This is a genomic window from Geobacillus sp. FSL K6-0789 (genome assembly GCF_038593135.1).
Lineage (GTDB): Bacteria > Bacillota > Bacilli > Bacillales > Anoxybacillaceae > Geobacillus > Geobacillus stearothermophilus.
The window spans coordinates 2,883,156-2,902,521 of the sequence record NZ_CP151966.1 but is presented as its reverse complement, the minus strand read 5'-3'; the positions used below and the strand labels follow the sequence as shown (position 1 = coordinate 2,902,521).

15 protein-coding genes and 5 pseudogenes are annotated in these 19,366 nt (G+C 54.5%); 14 read left to right on the top strand and 6 right to left on the bottom strand.

Annotated elements, in window-relative coordinates:
- Positions 1-66: 66 nt before the first annotated feature.
- Entirely contained in the window at positions 67-453 is a 387-nt protein-coding gene (locus tag NSQ51_RS15405) for a VOC family protein (RefSeq protein ID WP_033011380.1), read from the bottom strand.
- A gap of 483 nt (positions 454-936) precedes the next feature.
- Here NSQ51_RS15405 and NSQ51_RS15400 point away from each other — a divergent pair, with 483 nt between their 5' ends.
- The 5 genes and pseudogenes from NSQ51_RS15400 to NSQ51_RS15380 form a co-directional block, all read left to right on the top strand.
- The gene (locus NSQ51_RS15400) at positions 937-2,250 is read left to right on the top strand and encodes a dihydrolipoamide acetyltransferase family protein (RefSeq protein ID WP_055358819.1); all 1,314 of its coding nucleotides are present in this window, start codon (positions 937-939) and stop codon (positions 2,248-2,250) included.
- A 100-nt stretch (positions 2,251-2,350) separates the two neighbouring features.
- Positions 2,351-3,430: a pyruvate dehydrogenase (acetyl-transferring) E1 component subunit alpha gene (pdhA, locus tag NSQ51_RS15395; protein ID WP_055358820.1), complete on the top strand. Its 1,080-nt coding sequence runs from the start codon at positions 2,351-2,353 to the stop codon at positions 3,428-3,430.
- Entirely contained in the window at positions 3,431-4,408 is a 978-nt protein-coding gene (locus NSQ51_RS15390; protein ID WP_061580903.1) for an alpha-ketoacid dehydrogenase subunit beta, read from the top strand.
- A 109-nt stretch (positions 4,409-4,517) separates the two neighbouring features.
- Positions 4,518-5,885: an FAD-linked oxidase C-terminal domain-containing protein gene (locus tag NSQ51_RS15385; protein ID WP_055358822.1), complete on the top strand. Its 1,368-nt coding sequence runs from the start codon at positions 4,518-4,520 to the stop codon at positions 5,883-5,885.
- Between the two features lie 373 nt (positions 5,886-6,258).
- Positions 6,259-6,420 (top strand): annotated as a pseudogene (locus NSQ51_RS15380) (family 1 glycosylhydrolase); the annotation flags it as partial.
- A gap of 43 nt (positions 6,421-6,463) precedes the next feature.
- On the opposite strand, the gene NSQ51_RS15375 reads toward NSQ51_RS15380, so the two are convergent.
- Entirely contained in the window at positions 6,464-7,219 is a 756-nt protein-coding gene (locus tag NSQ51_RS15375) for a MurR/RpiR family transcriptional regulator (protein WP_055358823.1), read from the bottom strand.
- Positions 7,220-7,343: 124 nt separating this feature from the next.
- Between NSQ51_RS15375 and NSQ51_RS15370 the strand changes: the two genes are divergently transcribed.
- From NSQ51_RS15370 to NSQ51_RS15330, 9 genes and pseudogenes are all read left to right on the top strand, one after another.
- Positions 7,344-8,687 carry a 6-phospho-beta-glucosidase gene (locus NSQ51_RS15370; protein ID WP_055358824.1) on the top strand — a complete coding sequence of 448 codons (1,344 nt, stop codon included), beginning with the start codon at positions 7,344-7,346 and terminating at the stop codon, positions 8,685-8,687.
- A gap of 205 nt (positions 8,688-8,892) precedes the next feature.
- On the top strand, positions 8,893-9,747 hold the full coding sequence (locus tag NSQ51_RS15365) for an Rpn family recombination-promoting nuclease/putative transposase (RefSeq protein WP_055358825.1): 855 nt from the start codon (positions 8,893-8,895) through the stop codon (positions 9,745-9,747).
- 460 nt (positions 9,748-10,207) lie between these two features.
- Positions 10,208-10,660 (top strand): annotated as a pseudogene (locus NSQ51_RS15360) (carbohydrate ABC transporter substrate-binding protein); the annotation flags it as partial.
- A 61-nt stretch (positions 10,661-10,721) separates the two neighbouring features.
- A pseudogene (locus NSQ51_RS15355) lies at positions 10,722-11,084 on the top strand (sugar ABC transporter permease); the annotation flags it as partial.
- Positions 11,085-11,159: 75 nt separating this feature from the next.
- Entirely contained in the window at positions 11,160-11,981 is an 822-nt protein-coding gene (locus NSQ51_RS15350; RefSeq protein WP_011232675.1) for a carbohydrate ABC transporter permease, read from the top strand.
- A gap of 162 nt (positions 11,982-12,143) precedes the next feature.
- Positions 12,144-13,017 (top strand): annotated as a pseudogene (locus tag NSQ51_RS15345) (ROK family protein).
- A gap of 201 nt (positions 13,018-13,218) precedes the next feature.
- Positions 13,219-13,359, top strand: a complete 141-nt coding sequence (locus NSQ51_RS15340; protein ID WP_033008215.1) for a hypothetical protein — start codon at positions 13,219-13,221, stop codon at positions 13,357-13,359.
- Entirely contained in the window at positions 13,352-14,275 is a 924-nt protein-coding gene (locus NSQ51_RS15335) for a TetR/AcrR family transcriptional regulator (RefSeq protein ID WP_055358827.1), read from the top strand. Before NSQ51_RS15340 ends, NSQ51_RS15335 begins: the two co-directional genes overlap by 8 nt.
- Positions 14,260-15,867 carry an MDR family MFS transporter gene (locus NSQ51_RS15330; RefSeq protein WP_121650011.1) on the top strand — a complete coding sequence of 536 codons (1,608 nt, stop codon included), beginning with the start codon at positions 14,260-14,262 and terminating at the stop codon, positions 15,865-15,867. Before NSQ51_RS15335 ends, NSQ51_RS15330 begins: the two co-directional genes overlap by 16 nt.
- A gap of 157 nt (positions 15,868-16,024) precedes the next feature.
- Here NSQ51_RS15330 and NSQ51_RS15325 read toward each other — a convergent pair whose 3' ends face one another.
- From NSQ51_RS15325 to NSQ51_RS15310, 4 genes and pseudogenes are all read right to left on the bottom strand, one after another.
- Positions 16,025-17,080: an RNA-guided endonuclease TnpB family protein gene (locus NSQ51_RS15325; RefSeq protein ID WP_121650010.1), complete on the bottom strand. Its 1,056-nt coding sequence runs from the start codon at positions 17,078-17,080 to the stop codon at positions 16,025-16,027.
- Between the two features lie 323 nt (positions 17,081-17,403).
- Positions 17,404-17,763 carry a DUF779 domain-containing protein gene (locus NSQ51_RS15320; RefSeq protein ID WP_015375908.1) on the bottom strand — a complete coding sequence of 120 codons (360 nt, stop codon included), beginning with the start codon at positions 17,761-17,763 and terminating at the stop codon, positions 17,404-17,406.
- Positions 17,764-17,972: 209 nt separating this feature from the next.
- Positions 17,973-18,662, bottom strand: a pseudogene (gene adh, locus NSQ51_RS15315) (aldehyde dehydrogenase); the annotation flags it as partial.
- 5 nt (positions 18,663-18,667) lie between these two features.
- Positions 18,668-19,228: a hypothetical protein gene (locus tag NSQ51_RS15310; RefSeq protein ID WP_230581305.1), complete on the bottom strand. Its 561-nt coding sequence runs from the start codon at positions 19,226-19,228 to the stop codon at positions 18,668-18,670.
- Positions 19,229-19,366: the final 138 nt, after the last annotated feature.

The window sequence follows — 19,366 nt, the reverse complement described above, 5'->3', positions numbered from 1 at the left end:
ATTGTACCACAAATCAACGGAGAGGCTTCGTTTTGTCATCGTCATGGAGCAACTGTGCTTTTCTCTCTAGTTTTCATACAGCTCGATCGGCAGCCCGTCCGGATCTTGGAAGAAGGTGAATCGTTTGCCGGTCGCTTCATCAACGCGGACGGGTTCGGGATCGATGCCGTGTTGGCGCAAGTAGGCAATGGCTTCATCGAGGTTGTCCACCGCCAAAGCAAGATGGCGCAGTCCGCACGCTTCCGGGTAGCTTGGGCGCTTCGGCGGGTTTTCAAAGGAAAATAGCTCAAGCTGAATGCCGCCATCAGCTTCCAAATCGAGTTTGTACGAACGGCGCTCAGCGCGGTATTGCTCCCGGATGGGGCGAAATCCGAGAATTTCTGTATAAAATCGTTTTGATCGTTCATAGTCCGAGCAAATCAAAGCGATATGGTGAATCGTGGCAAGGCGCATGTCAATTCCTCCCTCTCCTTATATAAACGGGTGATGCCGTTGAACTAGTTTTATTTTTCAATTAGAAAAACCTTATAAAACCAACTTCTTTTTCACCCAATGCCGCCGATTGGCGCCTGTATGGCTCATACTGGGAAAAACAGCCTCCCCGCCGTTTTGGACCCGTTCCCGGTGTTTGGGGACAAATGAAATCGAAAATGTTATGTTGCGATAATGGAAGTTGCTGTCGTTGATTGTCGAAGCGGGCGAAAAATGTCTGCTCTCCTTATATTGACAGTTTGACAATCTATAGACTATCATAAATCTTGTAGGTTGGAAAATTTAAAATATTCATTTTATATTTTGGTAGAAAAAACGAATGGTCACCACGTTTTTTGTAAGCGCTTAACTTCTATGTTTCCTCATGATCGCCGCACCAATTGATGCTGCACCATTGTGTTTGTTTCCCATCACAGCATGAGAACAAGGGGAAGGGGATATCACATGATCTATGAATTTAAATTGCCCGACATCGGTGAAGGGCTGCATGAAGCGGAAATCATTCGCTGGCTTGTCCGGGAAGGGGATGTGGTCAAGGCGGATCAGCCGATTGCCGAAATTCAAACCGATAAGGCGATGGTCGAAATGACGACGCCGGTCGCTGGCAAAGTGGTGGCGCTTGCCAGGCCGGAAGGGGCGACGGTGAAGGTTGGAGAGCCGTTGATTGTCGTGGAAACCGAGGCGGCGGTGGCGGCCGAAGCGGCGCCGACTGACCATTTGGCTCAGGAGCCTGCGTCTGCTGTTCATATAGAAGCCCCGCGCCCAACGGTGGGGCGCAAGCGGGCGATTGCCGCGCCGTCTGTGCGCAAGCGGGCGCGGGAGATGGGTGTTCCGATCGATGAAGTGGAAGGAACGGGCGAAGGCGGTCGGGTGACGCTCGCCGATTTGGAGCGGTATATCAGGGAGCGCGAGGCGGCCGCTTCGGTGGCGGAGGCGGCAAGAAGGGAAGCGAACGAAGCCGGCGTTCTGCCGACCGGCAGCGCGAGTGCGGCCGGAGGACGGCAGGAGAGTATAGCCTCATGGACATCCATCGCGAGTTTGGATGCGGTGTTTGAAGAAGAAGAGCGAATCCCGCTTCGAGGCTTGCGCAAAAAAATCGCCGAAAAAATGGTGAAATCGATGTACACGGCGCCGCATGTAACCGGCATGGACGAGGTGGACGTGACGAAGTTGGTGGAAATCCGCAAGCACCTTGCCAATCAATTGGCGGAAGAACGTATCAAACTGACGTATTTGCCGTTTATTATTAAAGCGGTGACAAGGGCGCTGAAGCAATATCCGATGTTTAATGCGGTGCTGGATGAGGAAACGAACGAAATCGTGTTGAAGAAACGGTATCACATCGGCATCGCGACGGCGACGAAAGCCGGTCTCGTCGTCCCCGTCATCCGTGACGCCGATCAAAAATCGATCCGCGAGCTCGCCATCGAAATCGCGGAACTGTCAGAAAAAGCGCACCGCCAGGCGCTTCGCCTTGAGGAGCTGCAAGGAAGCACGTTTACGATCACGAGCACCGGGGCGGGCGGGGGCTGGTTTGCGACGCCGATCATCAACTATCCGGAAGTGGCGATTTTCGGGGCTCATGCGATCAAACGGCGCCCGGTTGTCGTCGGCGATGAAATCGTCATCCGCGATATGATGGGGATGTCGCTCACCTTTGACCACCGCGTCATTGACGGCGAGCCGGCCGGGCGGTTTATGCGGACGGTGGCGCACTATTTGGAAAATCCGGAAGTGTTGCTCTTGGACGTGCGGTAGGCGGCGCTCGGTTAGGAGGACATGTCTTCGTGCTGGAAGAGAGCGAGCGCCAAAGAGAAGCAGCTGGGCCGTGATGAAAAAATGATGAGGAGGGAAGCCCATGTTTGACCCGGACAAATTGTCGGTCGAGATCGTGCGAATTCTCGATGAAAACGGAAATGGCGATGAGGAGAAGTTAGCGGCGTTTTCCGATGAGTGGCTGCTTCGTGCCTACCGGGAAATGCGGCGGGCGCGCGTCATTGATGAGCGGCTTTTGCGCATGCAGCGGCAAGGGCGGATCGGGACGTATGCCCCGTTTAGCGGTCAAGAGGCGGCGCAAATCGGCAGCGCCCTTGCGCTTCGAAAAGACGACTGGATTTTCCCGAGCTACCGCGAAGTGGCGGTCTGCTTGATGCACGGCATGCCGCTTGAGCAGTTTTTCCATTATGTGCAGGGCCGCCTGTCGGGAAAGCGGATGCCGGAAGGATTGAACATTTTCCCAACGCAAATCATTATCGCGGCGCAGACGTTGCATGCGGTCGGCTGCGCGTGGGCGTCGAAATTGAAAGGCGAATCGCACGTATCGGTGGCGTATTTTGGCGATGGCGCGACGTCAGAGGGCGATTTTCATGAAGCGATGAATTTTGCCGCGGTGTACAACGTGCCGGTCATCTTTTTCTGCCAAAACAACCAGTACGCCATTAGCGTCCCGTACCGGAAACAGACGGCAAGCCGGGCGATCGCGCAAAAAGCGCTCGCTTACGGAATGAAAGGGGTGCTCGTTGACGGCAATGACGTGCTGGCGGTTTATGAAACGATGAAACAGGCGGTCGAAGCCGCCCGCCGCGGCGAGGGTCCTATGTTGATCGAGGCGCTCACCTATCGGCTTGGGCCGCACACGACGGCGGACGACCCGACGAAATACCGCCGGCCGGAAGAGGTGGAAGCATGGCGGACGAAAGATCCGCTTTACCGTCTGCGCGTGCTGCTTAAACGGCGCGGATTATGGACGGAAGCGCAAGAAGAAGCACTTGTCGCCCAAGTGAATGACGAAGTGACGGCGGCGTACGAGGCGGCCATCGCCAGCAAGTCCGGTTCGATTGTCGATGTATTCGATTACGTGTACAGCGAAGCGCCAACATTGCTTGCCGAGCAAAAAGAAGAAGTGATGCGGCGCAAACAACGGAGCGGGGTGAGATAAATGGCCGAGCTGACGATGATTGAAGCGATCAATGAAGCGATGCGCCAGGAGATGGAGCGCGATTCGCGCATCATCGTGCTTGGCGAGGATGTCGGCGAAAACGGCGGCGTTTTCCGGGCGACGGACGGGCTGCTTGAGCAATTTGGCGAGGGGCGTGTGTTTGATACGCCGCTTGCGGAATCGGGCATTATCGGCACGTCAATCGGTTTGGCGATCAATGGCATGCGGCCGATTGCCGAAATTCAGTTTCTCGGGTTTGTGTACCAGGCGATGGACCAGCTGGCGGCCCAGGCGGCGCGCATCCGCTTCCGCTCCGCCGGGAGGTTTTCGTGCCCCATCGTTGTGCGCAGCCCGTACGGCGGCGGGGTGCGGACGCCCGAATTGCATTCGGATGCGCTCGAGGCGCTGTTTGCCCATTCCCCAGGCTTAAAAGTGGTCATGCCGTCCAATCCTTACGATGCGAAAGGGCTATTGATTTCCTCCATTCGCGATGAAGACCCGGTTTTGTTTTTGGAGCCGATGAAGCTGTACCGGGCGTTTCGGATGGAGGTGCCGGAAGAACCGTACACGATTCCGCTCGGCCAAGCGCGGGTCGTCAAAGAAGGAGAAGATGTGACGATCCTCACGTGGGGGCCGACCGTACCGCTTGTCGCCAAACTGGCCGATGAGATGCGGACGAAAGGGATTGACGCGGAAGTGATCGATCTGCGCTGCCTTCAGCCGCTCGATATCGATGCCATCCTCGCCTCGGTCGAAAAAACGGGGCGGGTGATGATCGTCCATGAAGCGGTGAAAACAGGCGGGTTTGGCGCGGAAGTGGCGGCCTTGATCAGCGAGCGGGCGCTGTTTTCTCTATCAGCTCCAATCGTGCGCATCGCCGGCTACGACACGCCGTACCCGGTGCCGTCGGTGGAGGATGATTGGCTGCCGAACGCCGAGCGGATTGCGGAAGGAATTGAAACGTTGCTCCGTTACTAAACGAACCATGCCATCCGGGTCGATCGATCCACCATCAGAGTGCGTCAAGAGAAAAGGTGGCGCATCGATGGATGGCACCGCTTGATCCGATCGGGTGAGGAGGAGAACGATGAACGTATACGAATCACTGCTGGAATTGATCGGCGACCGCGAGCGGGTGAGCATCAATGAAACGGTGCTCGAACACCACAGCAAAGGCATCGCCTACCATGCGCCGCATGCGCCAGATGTCGTCGTCTTTCCGAAAACGGCGGAGGAAGTGAGCCGGGTGATGGCGTTTGCCAACGAGCACCGCATCCCTGTGACGCCGTTTGGCGCTGGCACGAGCTTGGAAGGGCATGTCATTCCAGTTGCGGGCGGCATCAGTTTGGATTTGACGTTGATGAACCACATCATCGACATTCGCCCGGACGATTTTCTCGCCATCGTCGAGCCGGGGGTGACGCGGCTGCAACTGAATGAGGCGCTGAAGCGATACGGACTGTTTTTCCCAGTCGACCCGGGGGCCGACGCGACGATCGGCGGCATGGCGGCGACGAATGCGAGCGGAACGAACTGCGTCAAGTACGGCGTCATGCGCGATCAAGTGCTCGGATTAGAGGTGGTGCTCGCGGACGGTTCAGTCATTCAGACGGGAAGTTTGGCGGTGAAATCGTCGGACGGCTATGACTTGACCGGCTTGTTCGTCGGATCGGAAGGGACGCTTGGCGTGTTCACCCGCCTCGTCGTCCGCCTGCATGGCATTCCAGAGGCGACCAATGCGATCAAAGTGTGTTTTCCATCGCTTGAGGCGGCGGCGCAAGCGGCGTTTGCCATTTTGCGGTCCGGCGTCGGCCCCGACAAAATCGAGCTCGTTGACGAGGCGACGATCGCGGCGGTCAATGCGTACAAAAAAACCGATTATCCAGTGAAACCAACGCTGTTTATTGAACTGAGCGGCAGCCCGTCAAGCGTCGAGGAAGGGACAAAGCTTGTCAACGAATTGTGCGAAGCGGAGGGGGCGGTTTCGTTTGTGGTCGAGACCGACTCGCTCGCCCGCGCGAAGCTGTGGGAAGCGCGCCACCATGCGGCGTTTGCCATTCAAGCCGCCTATCCAGGCAAGTCGATGCTCTCCACCGACGTGTGCGTGCCGCTGTCCGAACTGCCCGGCGCCATTGCCGATACGCGTCGGCTTGTTGATGAACAGAAGATGACTGCCGCCATTTTCGGCCATGTCGGCGATGGCAACTATCATACCGTGCTTGCCTTTGATCCGAATGACGCCGAGGAGATGGCGCGGATCGAGCAGGTGCACGCCCATATCGTCCGCTACGCCTTATCGCGCGGCGGCACGTGCACGGGAGAGCACGGCATCGGCATTGGCAAACGGACGTTTTTGCGCGAGGAAAAAGGCGACGCCGTCGTTTGGATGAAACGGTTGAAACAGCTGTTTGACCCGAACGGCATTCTCAATCCGGGGAAAATCTTTTTGCCGTAACGCTTCATCTGTATGGCGGCTCGATGGATTAGGTTGAATATTTCTCCCAAACATAAATGGGCTGAAGACGGGCCTTTATGGGGAAAAGGGTGCTCTCAATGGAACGGAGCACCTTTTTCTTCTTGTGTTTCTCTACAAGGATGGAGAGTGCCGTTGCTCGCATTTCATGAAACGTCCTCACGGTTGCTTTTTGCATACTGCGCGCTTGCTTTTCTTATCCTTTTTGTAACAGTTTGTTACTCCGAAGAAACAATTGTTTTTCACGTTCGTCTCGTTACAAAAAGCCGCCGCGCCCTTTACTTTTTTCGCCAAACACGGTTTATTGGTGATAGAATGATTCATCGACGTTGTTGCGAGAAAGGAGACGATCTGAATGGAGCATCGTCATCTTAAACCGTTCCCGCCTGAGTTTTTATGGGGCGCAGCATCAGCTGCGTATCAAGTCGAAGGGGCGTGGAACGAAGATGGAAAAGGATTATCGGTATGGGATGTGTTTGCCAAACAGCCGGGCCGAACGTTTAAGGGAACAAATGGTATCAGCGTGTGATTGCGACGAACGGTGCCGAGCTGTAGCCTTGTCACCGCCCGCTCGGCCCGCGGTCAGTCTGCGCCGGCAGCAACCGGTACATTTCCTTCGCGAGCCGCTCAAGCAAATAAACGACCGGCAGTTGTGTTGTCACATCCGTCTGTCCCATCCGCTCGGCGGTGGCATAATACGTCAAGTTGTAGTCCGAGATGTTCGCGAGTGTGCAATGTTTCCGGTTGGTGATGCTGATGATCGTGCTGCCGTTTTCCTTGAACCGGTGCACTTGGGCGAGCGTATATGACGTCTCTCCAGACACCGACAAGGCGATCACGGCGCAGTTGTGGAAATAATGGCCGTAAATCGGAAAAAACGGGTCCTTGATGTAGACGGAAAACTTTTGAAAGGCAGAAAAATAGCGCGATCCGTATTCAGCCAAAATGCCGGAGCTGCCGGAGCCGACAAAAATCACGTGATCCGCCCGGGCGATCGCGGCTGCCGCATCCAGAATGGTCCGCTCGTAATCGGCGGTCAGCGTCCGTTCGAAAAATTCCTTAAGCGCCTCTTGACTGCTGATGATCGCGGTTCGCTTTGTCTCGCGCAAATACAGCTTCCATTTCGTTTTAAATTCACTGAACCCTTCGCATCCGACCTTTTTGCAAAAGCGGAGCACGGTCGGCGGCGAGACATGGACGGCCTCGGCGAGCTCGCGAATGCGCATGTACGCGACTTCATGAGGATGTTTCATCACATAGTCGTAAATGGCGTAGTCGAGCTCGGAGAACTGGGCGATTTGTTCAGGAGTGAACATCGGGACACCTCGCTTTCATGGGACGGAACGTGCGATAGCTGGGAAAGGATGGCGCTTCCAAGCCCACTGGTTGATTCCTACATTGATTATACCATGCCCAACAGGGCGAAAGGGGAAGAGGAGTATGGATAAACGATTGAAAATGGCGACGATCGGCGGCGGGTCGAGCTACACGCCGGAATTGGTCGAAGGGTTGATCAAGCGTTATCATGAATTGCCGGTCGGGGAATTGTGGCTTGTCGATATTCCGGAAGGCAAAGAAAAACTCGAAATCGTTGGCGCACTGGCCAAACGGATGGTCGAAAAAGCCGGTGTGCCCATTGAGATTCATTTGACACTAGACCGCCGCCGGGCCTTGGAAGGAGCAGACTTTGTTACGACGCAATTTCGTGTCGGCGGCCTAGAGGCACGGGCGAAAGACGAGCGCATCCCGCTCCAATACGGGGTGATCGGCCAGGAGACAAACGGCCCGGGCGGATTGTTTAAGGGATTGCGGACGATTCCGGTCATTTTGGACATCATTCGCGATATGGAAGAGCTTTGCCCCGATGCATGGCTGATCAACTTCACAAACCCGGCTGGAATGGTGACGGAAGCCGTCTTGCGCTATACGAAGCAGGAGAAAGTCGTCGGGTTGTGCAACGTGCCGATCGGCATGCGCATGGGCGTCGCCAAGCTGCTTGGCGTTGATGCCGACCGCGTGCACATTGATTTTGCCGGCTTGAACCATATGGTGTTTGGCTTGCACGTCTATCTGGACGGCGTCGAGGTGACCGAAAAGGTGATTGATCTCGTCGCCCATCCAGACCGCTCCGGTGTGACGATGAAAAACATCGTTGACCTTGGCTGGGAGCCGGATTTCTTAAAAAGGTTGAAGGTGCTGCCTTGCCCGTACCACCGGTATTACTACCAAACAGACAAAATGCTCGCCGAGGAGCTGGAGGCGGCGAAAACGAAAGGGACGCGCGCCGAGGTTGTGCAGCAGCTCGAAAAAGAGCTGTTCGAGCTGTACAAAGACCCGAACTTGGCCATCAAGCCGCCGCAGCTCGAACAGCGTGGTGGGGCGTACTACAGCGACGCCGCGTGCAGCTTGATCAGCTCCATTTACAACGACAAGCGCGACATTCAGCCGGTCAACACGAGAAACAACGGCGCCATTGCGAGCATCCCTCCGGAATCGGCGGTGGAGGTAAACTGCGTCATCACGAAAGATGGACCGAAACCGATCGCCGTCGGCGATTTGCCGGTCGCGGTGCGTGGGCTCGTCCAGCAAATCAAGTCGTTCGAGCGCGTCGCAGCCGAAGCGGCGGTCACCGGCGACTACCAAACGGCGCTCGTCGCCATGACGATCAATCCGCTTGTGCCGTCTGACACCATCGCCAAACAAATGTTGGACGAAATGCTTGAAGCGCATAAAGAATACTTGCCGCAGTTTTTCAAACAGACCAAAGCAGCGGCTGGAAACTAAGCTATAGTGGACTGACAAGGCCGCCAGTGACAGGCGGCTTTGTCATTTCATCGTGAAAAGCCGCACAACACAAGGGCTTTCTTCCCGTTCACGTTCCCCTTATTTTAGACAAAATCAATGCTTTTCACCAGCCTTTTCGGCAGGATTTTGCCTAAGGCGCGGCGAAGAAAATAAAGGAAGTTCAAATATCACAAGGAGGGAGACCGTGTCCGAAACGCGAATCGACCATGATCGGCTGTTTAAGGAGTTGTTGTCGACGTTTTTTGAAGAGTTTTTGCTTCTGTTTTTCCCGCATGTGTATGAACAAGTCGACTTCCGCCACATCTCCTTTTTGTCCGAAGAGGTGTTTACGGATGTGGCAGCCGGCGAAAAGCACCGTGTCGATCTATTGGTGGAAACAAAATTGAAAGGGGAAGATGGGCTGATCATCGTCCATATCGAACACCAAAGTTACACGCAGCCGACGTTTCCCGAGCGCATGTTCATTTATGTCAGCCGTTTGTTTCAAAAATACCGCCGTCGCATTCTTCCCATTGCCATCTTCAGCTATGACGAACACCGCGATGAACCGTCCTCGTTCACCATCCAGTTTTCGTTCCTAACCGTTGTCGATTTCCGCTTTCTTACCGTTGAACTGCGCAAGTTGCCATGGCGCGAGTACATTCGCCGCGATAACCCGGTCGCCGCCGCTCTGTTAAGCAAAATGGGGTATAATGAAAGTGAAAGAGTGGCCGTGAAAAGAGAATTTTTGCGCATGCTCGTCCGTTTGGAGCTTGATGAAGCGAAACAGCGGCTGTTGTTTGGCTTTTTTGAGACGTATTTGCGGTTGTCCGAACAAGAGGAACTCGAATTGCGAAACGAGGTGAACGAAATGGAAACGAAGGAAGCGAAAAAAGTGATGGATCTCATCGTGTCGTACGAGCAACGGGGGGTGGAAAAGGGGATGGAAAAAGGCAAGATGGACGTTGCGAAACGGATGTTAGGGAAAGGATATGATGTGCCAACGATTTGTGAGTTGACCGGACTGCCAGTGGAGGCGGTGGAAAAGTTGAAAGGATAAACGAGTGGAGAGACCCCGTTCCGATGCAGCGAGCTTGTTTCGGAACGGGGTTTTTTTGCTCGCTCTGCACTTGATGATGGGCATGGCCACCGCCGCATGGCGAATGATGACGGCCAGACTGACCCCTATTTGTTCATATAGATGCAATTTGAAGATTGACCATTTGCAGCTTTTATCGACTGTCGGGCGACCGAACAACGCCGCTTCCAGACCCATAGATGGGTCTGTGAAGCAGGTGGTTGTTCGGTCTTCCGTCACGCCTTGGCGTGACGGGGCAAGCCAAAGGCTTGCCTTCGACAGTCGAAAATGGACAAACCGCTTTTCCGTCAAGGATCTGTTCACCTTCTTCGTTGCATCTATATCTATACAAGCTTTTGCTGTCATCGAGAAGCAGCGGAGCTTGACCGGCTCGTGAAAGAACTTGAACTGAAAAGCTTGCAAAGCCAGATCAATCCGCACTTTGATGGGCGACTGGGCCAAAGGCTATTTCGTCAACGACCTAAAATTAAAAGTGAACGAAGATTTCGGCTACGTACCGACACCGAACACCGATGGCAAGTTTATGGTCATCACCGATACGTTCGGCCTGCCGAAAGGCGTGAAAAACCCGGACGATGTGAAGAAGTTCTTATCGGTGCTTGGTTCGGTGGAAGGGCAAGATGCGTTTAACCCGCTGAAAGGCTCCATCCCGGCCCGCATCGACGCGGATCCGTCCAAGTACGATGAATACGGCAAACAAACGATGCAAGACTTCAAGACGGCGGAGCTGGCGCCGAGCTTAGCGCACGGTTCAGCAGCGCCGGAAGGGTTTGTCACGAAGGTCAATCAGGCCGTCAACATTTTCGTGACGCAAAAAGATGTGAAGACGTTCATCGACACGTTGGCATCGGCCGCCGCAGAACTGAAGAAGTAATCGGGAAAAGGGGACGGGAGCCATTCTCTTCCCCTTTTCGTCATCATGAGGAGGGATCTTAGTGGAAACGGTCAACATCACGCCAGCCGAGAAGACAGCATATGTCCCCGCGGTGCGGAAAAAGCGGAAATGGACGGCCGATCATTGGCTGGCAGCGGCGTTTTTGGCACCGTCGGTCGTACTGATTTTCTTATTTGTGTACGGGTTTATCGGCTGGACGGGGTATGTGTCCTTGAGCAACTGGAATTCGCTCGTGCCGGATTGGTCGTTTGCCGGGTTGAAAAACTATCTGTATTTGTTTCATGATTTCCGCTTCCAGGCCGACTTGCGCAATACACTTGTGTTTACGGTGTTGTTTATCGCCGCCGTCATTGTGCTCGGCCAACTGCTTGCCATTTTGCTTGACCAAAAACTGCGCGGCGATTGCGATCGTGATGCTGCTGTCGGTCGCCATCTTTATCGTTCCGTATCTCATCTCAAGCCGCAAGGGGGGATCGTGATGGCGAGATCCATGTGGGCGCGGCCGTTTTTGTATTTGTTAGCCCTCGTCATGAGCGTGTTTTTCCTGTTGCCGGTGTATGTCATGGTCACAACGAGCTTGAAGCCGCTCGATGAAGTGACATTGGCCGATATGTGGAAGCTGCCGTCAACGATCGATTGGAGCAGCTACGCGACGGCATTTGACAAGCTCGCCCCGAACTTTTGGAATTCGATTTTGCTCGTCGTGCCGGCGACGCTGCTCTCCGCGCTGCTGGGGTCGCTCAACGGCTATGTACTGTCGAAATGGAAGTTTAAAGGAGCGGATACGCTCTTTACGCTCATTTTGTTCGGGATGTTCATTCCGTATCAAAGCATTCTCATTCCGCTCATCCAATTTTTGCGCGAAATCGGGCTGTACAACACGATTCCGGGGCTTGTGTTCGTCCATGTCGTCTACGGCATTCCGATCACCACACTGATGTTTCGGAATTTCTACGCGGCGATCCCCGATGAAATGATTGAGTCGGCGAAAATCGACGGCGCTGGGTTTGTCCGTATTTTTCGTTATATTATGCTCCCCTTGTCCATCACTGGATTTGTCGTCGTGGCGATCTGGCAGTTTACAAACATTTGGAACGAGTTTTTGTTCGCCGTGACGATCACGACATCGGACAAACAGCCGATCATGGTCGCCTTGCAAAACTTATCCGGCAGTCAAATCGTCCAATGGAACGTGCAAATGGCGGGAGCCCTGTTGGCGGCGCTGCCGACCTTGCTTGTGTACATCTTCCTTGGCAAATATTTTGTCCGTGGGTTGTTGGCTGGTTCGGTGAAGGGGTGAGCCAATCAGCAGTGTAGATCAACAAACCCGGTAGACAATAGAATCGATTGCGCTATGTTTCAAAAAGCCGCTGATCAGCGGCTTTTTGTCATTGATGCCCTCTCCCTTTTTCTAGTAAGATAGATACAAGAAAAGAGCAGATGAAGAAAGAGAGGCGTACATATGATCCTAGGAGCCATTGAAGCTGGAGGCACGAAATTTGTCTGCGCCATCGGCGATGAACAGGGGAACATCCATGAACGAGCGGTGTTTCCGACGACGGCGCCGGAAGAGACGATGGCGCACGTCATCGACTTTTTCCGTCCGCACCGCATCGAGGCGATTGGCATCGGGTCATTCGGCCCAGTCGATTTGCGTCCGGACAGTCCGACGTACGGGTACATTACGAGCACGCCGAAACAGGCGTGGGCGCAGTTTGATTTTGTCGGCACGATGAAGCAGCATTTTCCCGTGCCGATCGGCTTTGACACGGATGTCAACGCGGCGGCGCTCGGCGAGCTGCGCTGGGGGGGCGGCGCAAGGATTGGATAGCTGCCTATATATGACGGTCGGGACAGGCATTGGTGTCGGCGCCGTCGTGGAAGGGCGTCTGCTTCACGGGATGCTTCATCCAGAAATGGGACATATGTTCGTCCGCCGCCATCCGGATGATGCGTTTGCCGGCATCTGCCCGTATCATGGCGACTGTCTAGAAGGCATGGCGTCCGGCCCGGCGATTGAGCGGCGTTGGGGGAAAAAGGGGGCGGAGCTGGCCGACCGGAGCGAGGTGTGGGAGCTTGAGGCGTTTTACTTAGCCCAAGCGATCGCCAACTACATCCTCATTTTATCGCCGAAAAAGGTGATCACGGGCGGGGGCGTCATGAAGCAGACGCACGTGTTGCCGCTTGTGCGCCGTCATGTGCAGGAGTTGCTCAATGGGTATGTTCAGCACGAAACGATTCTCGAGAAGATCGACGAGTACATCGTCCTCCCAGGGCTTGGCGACAACGCCGGCATCGCGGGCGCGTTGGCGCTTGCGGCGAGAGCGATCGAATAGCAAGGACGGCCGTTCACCGTCTTCAATCAGGCGGTGGGGCCGTTTTTTGTTTGAAGGCAGGGATATTGACCGATTGTTCAATGGAATTAGCAAAAAATCGACCTATTGGTCAAAAAAATCGTTTTTGAGTTGCGTATCTTTATGACGTTGGTTTATAATTATTTTGACCATTTGGTCATAAGTGATATGGAGGCGAGGACAATGATCCATGTTCGACGGTTGGTAGAATGGCTGCAACAGCGCGGCGTACGGGTTGATGTCGTGAAACCGCGCGCGGTGTTGCCGTCGTACCGGCAATGGATGAGAGCGAATGGGAAAGGAATGAGTCGTTGCCATGGATGAACGGCGCGTTCGCTTTATTGAAACCGCGATGAAACTGTTTGCGGAAAAAGGGTATCATGCCACCTCGATTCAAGATTTGGTCGAGGCGTGGGGCATTTCCAAAGGGGCGTTTTACCATCATTTCGCCTCGAAGGAGGAATTATTGCTTGAAGTGCTTCGCTATTACAGCGAAAAAATGGTCGCAGATTTCACGGCATCCGGCGGGGATGGCCCGGAAAAGGAGCGGTTTGTCCGCCAGTTGGCGGCCCATTTTTCTCACATTCGCGAGTACAAAGACTTTTTGCGCATGATCATGTCGGAACAATTGCCGAAAGTCAATCCGGAAGTGGAGCGGTATATGTTTCGCCAGCATGGGCGCCTTTTTTTATGGTATTGCACGCGCCTAACGGAGGTCTATGGCGAGGCGGTTGGTCCGTATGTGTATGATGTGGCCATGATGACGAACGGCATCATCCGGCAATATTTGTTTTACTTCTTTTTTCGCGAGGAGGCGTTTGATGCGGACGAGGCGGCTCGTTTTCTCATGCGCCGCCTTGATGCCATTGTCGCTAGCTTCACGGCTGAGGAGCGTCCGCTTTTGACGGAAGAGTCGTTTGCGCCATGGGTGAAGATGGAGGAGCAGGAGCGAGAGCGTCAGCGGGAGCGGCTGGCTTCCGCGTTCGCCGCCGTCCGGGAGGCTGTCAACGATCTCGATCCAAAGCAGGCAAGCGATGTGCTCGAAGCCATAGCAGCGCTGGAGGAGGAGCTGCTTGGACGGCACGCGCCGCCCCGCGTCTATATCGTCGAAGCGCTGCTGTTGTATTTGCGTCATCAACAAACGCCTCAACTCGCACCGGCTTTGGATGCATTGGTCAAAGAAATGGATGAATACCAACGACAAAACGGATGGGAGAGAGAAGTATGGAAAAAGCGATAGCAGTGCCGACGAGCACCATTCGTCATCGCCCGTTGCTCATTACCGGGCTGATCATTGCCATGCTGTTTGCGGCATTAGACGGGACGATTGTCGGCACGGCGATGCCGCGCATCGTCGGGGAGCTTCACGGATTGGGGATTATGACGTGGCTGACGACAGCGTATATGTTGACGTCGACGACGGTCGTGCCGATCGCCGGCAAGCTCGCCGACTTATTGGGCCGTCGGATTGTCTATGTGAGCGGGTTGGTCATTTTTATGGTTGGTTCAGCGCTTTGCGGCATGGCGAACGATATGACCGAGCTCATCGTTTACCGCGGCATTCAAGGACTGGGCGGCGGGATTATGATGCCGATGGCGATGATTGTCATCGGTGACGTGTTTACCGGCAAGGAGCGGGCGAAATGGCAAGGGGTGTTCGGCGGTTTGTACGGTCTCGCTTCAGTGCTCGGCCCGCAAATCGGCGGCTTTATCGTCGACCATTTGAACTGGCGCTGGGTGTTTTACATCAACTTGCCGGTCGGCATTCTCGCCACGGTGCTGATTGCGATGGGGTTAAGCAAATATAAAGCCGAAGGGCCGGTGAAATTTGACATCGCCGGGATGGCGACGTTGACGGCGGGCGTCGTCAGCTTGTTGTTGGGGTTGACGTTTGGCGGCGACCGATATCCGTGGGGGTCGTGGCAAATCGTTTCGTTGTTTGCGGCCGCGGTTGTCTTTTTCGCTTTGTTTGTTTGGGCGGAAAAACGGGCGGAGGAGCCGATCATTCCGCTTTGGCTCTTCCGCAACCGGACGTTTACGTTGTTAAACGGCATCGGCTTTTTCATGAGCGTCGGTATGTTCGGAGCCATCATGTTCGTCCCGTTTTTTATGCAAGGAGTGGTTGGGGTAAGTGCCACAGAGTCAGGAACGATTATGACACCGATGATGATTACGATGATTATCGGCAGTGTCGTTGGCGGCCGACTCGTTTACCGAATTGGTGTGAAAACACAGCTGATCGTCGGCATGGCCATTATGTTGTCAGCGTTTGGCTTGCTTGGCACGATGGATGTCGATACGTCAAAATGGACGGCAACGCTGTATATGATCGTGCTTGGACTCGGTACAGGGCTCGTGATGCCGATTTTAACGCTTGCTTTGCAAGAAAGCTTTCCGAAATCGGAGCTTGGCGTGGTGACATCTTCAAGCCAATTTTTCCGCTCGATTGGCGGGACGTTTGGGATGACAGTGCTTGGCGCCATCATGAACCATCGGTCGAGCGTCTTGCTTGACGAGCGGCTCATGCCAAAGCTTGAAGCGCTGCCGGCGCAGGCGAAAGGGCTTGTCGACCGCTTTGCCGATATGATCCATACCGACCCGCAAGGCTTGTATTCTGTCTTGCTCAGTCCGGAAGCGATGGCGAAAATTCCAGCGCCGCTTCGGGACATGTTCGTGCCGGTGCTGAAGCAGTCGCTTGTCGATTCCCTGCAGGCGGTCTTTTGGTTCGGGCTCACGTTTATCGCGGTCGGCTTGCTTTTCGTGTTCGGCTTGAAACGGATTGTCTTGTCTGATCGGGCAGAGGCGATGAAGCAGGCAAAAGAGGCTGATTGACACTCCGCACGCCTAAAGGCGTGGGATTCTTGGGTCGCTCACGTCCTCATCCATTTCTGGTTCGGACAACGCCCAAGTTCAGGGGTGTGTCATCACCCCATCCCATCGGGTTAGGATGTACCCCCATGGGCGGCGCACCTGTGACCAGTGCGCTAGGTTAGACGGCGAAGCCCGAAATCGCTTTGGCGATGTTGATGGCGCCATTCAAGTCGGCGTGGAGAGTGTATCCACACCTTTGGCATCGAAAGCGGATGCCGTTTCGGTTCGCTTTCTCTCGATAACCACATTTACACGTTTGGCTCGTGTAGGTTGGATTCACCCACTCAACGCGAATGCGCGCCATTTCCGCCTTATAGGCAATCATCGTTTGCAGTTGATGAAGCGCCCAAGCATGAAGGCTTCGCCCCGCTTCTTTGGCCGATGTTGCCCGCTTGCGAATCCCCGTCAACGCTTCCGTTCGAATCACGCCAACACCGTTGGCGAGCGCAAAATTCACGATTTGACGGCTGATTTTGTGATTTTGATCCTTCATCCAGCGGGACTCTTTGCGGCCGATTTTGCGAATCATATGGAGCTTCTTCGCTTTGCCCAACCTTCGCCGCAAAGCCGCATATCGTCGGCGTACAAAGGCGCATTGGTTCCCTTTGAAAAACAGTGATTTCGTTCCCACGCTGGCCACAGCGATATAGCGAAGCCCAACGTCAACGCCCATCACCTTTGTTTCGTGCCGCGGCTTGACTTCAAAGGTGATCGCGATCGCCAAGTACCATTTCTTTCTCTTTTTGTAGAGCTTGGCTGCCCCTTGTTTAGCAGTTCCGTTAAGCAGCCGATTCAGCCATGCTTCTTGATAGGGGCGCGTGACGACCGGCACGCCAATTCGCTTCTCCAGTGTGGGGAAGGAAACCGTGTAGAACGCTCCTTTCTTTTCCACCTTTACGTTTTGGTTGTTAAAGCAACACCAGAATGTTCGAAACTTCTTTGTTTTCTGGTTTTTCTTTTGGGACTTCACTTCTCGAATCGTTTGATTCACGACGGCGGAAGGAAACCGCTGCGACGAAAACGCTTTAAAAATTTTGCTCGTCGCTTGATTCAGCTCGGGATGATCCAACAGCCAATTCGCAAACGCGGTATTCACTTCTGTCATCCGTTCATACATATCCTGTTTGACTTTCGTTGGGTTGTGCAGTTCCAGCCTTAGTGTGATGGTCGGCATGGATTCACCTCCTTGCGACGATTACATGATACCGTTTTTTTCATCATCATTCAATATAAGAAAACGGCTCGCTTTCATCCCACTCCTCAAGGAGTGGGCTTTCTCGCTCGCGGGTCTGTAAAGAAAAGGACATGGCGGACCGCGCCTCATTTGGTCAGGTGGCGGACCGCCATTTTTTTGTTGCGACGAACAAACCGCTCCGAAGGGGATAAAGCATCTGGGAACGGGGGCGAAGGGGAGCGGTCGAGCTCCGTGCTTTTCATTGGCCAAGCGATTCATGCATCGCACATGGCGGGTTCACAGCGGCATCCCGCAATGGGCAGCTACGGCGCACCTGCATCCGCGCTTTGGCCGAAGACGCGCGAGCGGGTGAGAAAGCGGACGCCTTCCGGGCCTTCCAGTGAAAACATGCCGCCGCGCCCCGGAACGACATCGATGATGAGCTGTGTATGCTTCCAATATTCGTATTGCGCCTTGGCGATGTAAAACGGGCAGCCGCCGATTTCGCCAAGCAACACGTCGGAATCGCCGACGATCAACTCACCGAGCGGGTAGCACATCGGCGAGCTGCCGTCGCAGCAGCCGCCGGATTGATGGAACATGAGCGGGCCGTACTTGGCTTTCAGCTTTTCGATTAACGCTAACGCTGCTTCGGTGGCGATGACTTTCGGTTCTTCAGCCATTGGGTGTCCCTCCTTTGCATTCATGCATTTCGTTTGTTTTCAGTATGGGCGGTCAATCGGCGGCCCGCTGCTTGGCGGAGAACGAGTGAGACAACAGCAGTGTCGTCAAGGCAAAAGAGGGTGTCCCGAACGGAACCGGGACACCTTGTCAACATGGTGGGCTCTTCGCCTCAAAACGGGGAGGCGATGAAAGAGTGGGTGGGTGAGTATTAGAACAAGCCTAGTTTTTTCGGCGAATAGCTGACGAGCAAGTTTTTCGTTTGTTGGTAATGGTCGAGCATCATTTTGTGCGTTTCGCGGCCGATGCCGGACATCTTGTAGCCGCCAAATGCCGCATGGGCCGGATAAATGTGATAGCAGTTCGTTCACACGCGGCCGGCCTGGATGCCGCGGCCGAAGCGGTACGCGGTGTTGATGTCGCGCGTCCAGACGTCGGCGCCAAGGCCGTACAGCGTCTCATTGGCGATCGAAAGCGCTTCGTCATGATCTTTAAACGTCGTGACCGCGAGCACCAGGCCGAAAATTTCTTCTTGGAAGATGCGCATTTTGTGATGTCCTTTGAAAATCGTCGGCTTGACATAGTATCCGTCGGCGAGTTCCCCTTCCAGCATGTTCCGCTCGCCGCCGATCAAAAGTTCGGCGCCTTCCTGTTTGCCGATGTCGATGTATGACAAAATTTTCTCGAGCTGTTCGGAGGAGGCTTGGGCGCCGATCATCGTTTCCGTATCGAGCGGATTGCCTTGCTTGATTTGCTTGACGCGTTCAAGCGCCCGTTCCATAAAGGCGTCGTAAATCGACTCATGGATGAGGGCGCGCGACGGGCATGTGCACACTTCGCCTTGGTTTAGAGCGAACATCGTGAAGCCTTCAAGCGCTTTATCAAGAAAGTCATCGTCTTTGTCCATCAATCGACTTCCAGGCCTTCCAGCCAGCGGCTCGCGTAGACGCTGCAAAGATGATGGAACACTTCGATCGCCTCGTTCGGGTCGGCGGCGAAAAAGACGCTCGCTGCCGTTTCGTTTTCTTCGCGGACGAACTCAAGCAAAAAGTCGGTGGCGATCCGGTTGAACAAAAGAAGCGCACCGTAGGAGCGCTCAAGCTGGCGTTTCCGCTCGAGCGGGTCATCGATGGACAAAAACGGACGCTCATAGCGGGCGGTCAGCTCCGGCAGCCGGCGCCGGATCGCTTGCTGGGCGTCCGTGAGCATCGCCTCGATCGTCTGTGGCGATAGAAACGTTTGCTCACGCAGCATGTAGCTCCAAATTTGCTTTAACGCATGCGCCGATTCGCCGGCGAAGGCGATGTTGCTGAGCAAATTATTCATATAGCGTTCGTCATCCGCTGCCTGGATGCGCAGTTTCATAATGATTTCGAGCACATCGGAATGGATTTTTTCTTTTCGCCATGGTTTGGTCAGTTCGTGAAGCAAAACGGAAAGACAACGTGCCGCTTCGTCTTTCGTCATCATTCGCCATTCCTTTCGTTGCGAAGTTGCCGCTTTCATTGTACCATGTTGCTCCCCATCCTTGAATGAAAAAGAAGTTGGAAAGGCGCCGGTCAAATACATGATTGCTGCTAGGGACCAGTTGGCGTATGATGATTT

Bases quoted from the DNA above. Each gene is read 5' to 3' on its own strand.
- NSQ51_RS15405 (WP_033011380.1), bottom strand. From the start codon at position 453: ATGCGCCTTGCCACGATTCACCATATCGCTTTGATTTGCTCGGACTAT.
- NSQ51_RS15400 (WP_055358819.1), top strand. From the start codon at position 937: ATGATCTATGAATTTAAATTGCCCGACATCGGTGAAGGGCTGCATGAA.
- pdhA (WP_055358820.1), top strand. From the start codon at position 2,351: ATGTTTGACCCGGACAAATTGTCGGTCGAGATCGTGCGAATTCTCGAT.
- NSQ51_RS15390 (WP_061580903.1), top strand. From the start codon at position 3,431: ATGGCCGAGCTGACGATGATTGAAGCGATCAATGAAGCGATGCGCCAG.
- NSQ51_RS15385 (WP_055358822.1), top strand. From the start codon at position 4,518: ATGAACGTATACGAATCACTGCTGGAATTGATCGGCGACCGCGAGCGG.
- NSQ51_RS15375 (WP_055358823.1), bottom strand. From the start codon at position 7,219: ATGTTCACTCCTGAACAAATCGCCCAGTTCTCCGAGCTCGACTACGCC.
- NSQ51_RS15370 (WP_055358824.1), top strand. From the start codon at position 7,344: ATGGATAAACGATTGAAAATGGCGACGATCGGCGGCGGGTCGAGCTAC.
- NSQ51_RS15350 (WP_011232675.1), top strand. From the start codon at position 11,160: ATGGCGAGATCCATGTGGGCGCGGCCGTTTTTGTATTTGTTAGCCCTC.
- NSQ51_RS15340 (WP_033008215.1), top strand. From the start codon at position 13,219: ATGATCCATGTTCGACGGTTGGTAGAATGGCTGCAACAGCGCGGCGTA.
- NSQ51_RS15335 (WP_055358827.1), top strand. From the start codon at position 13,352: ATGGATGAACGGCGCGTTCGCTTTATTGAAACCGCGATGAAACTGTTT.
- NSQ51_RS15330 (WP_121650011.1), top strand. From the start codon at position 14,260: ATGGAAAAAGCGATAGCAGTGCCGACGAGCACCATTCGTCATCGCCCG.
- NSQ51_RS15325 (WP_121650010.1), bottom strand. From the start codon at position 17,080: ATGCCGACCATCACACTAAGGCTGGAACTGCACAACCCAACGAAAGTC.
- NSQ51_RS15320 (WP_015375908.1), bottom strand. From the start codon at position 17,763: ATGGCTGAAGAACCGAAAGTCATCGCCACCGAAGCAGCGTTAGCGTTA.
- NSQ51_RS15310 (WP_230581305.1), bottom strand. From the start codon at position 19,228: ATGACGAAAGACGAAGCGGCACGTTGTCTTTCCGTTTTGCTTCACGAA.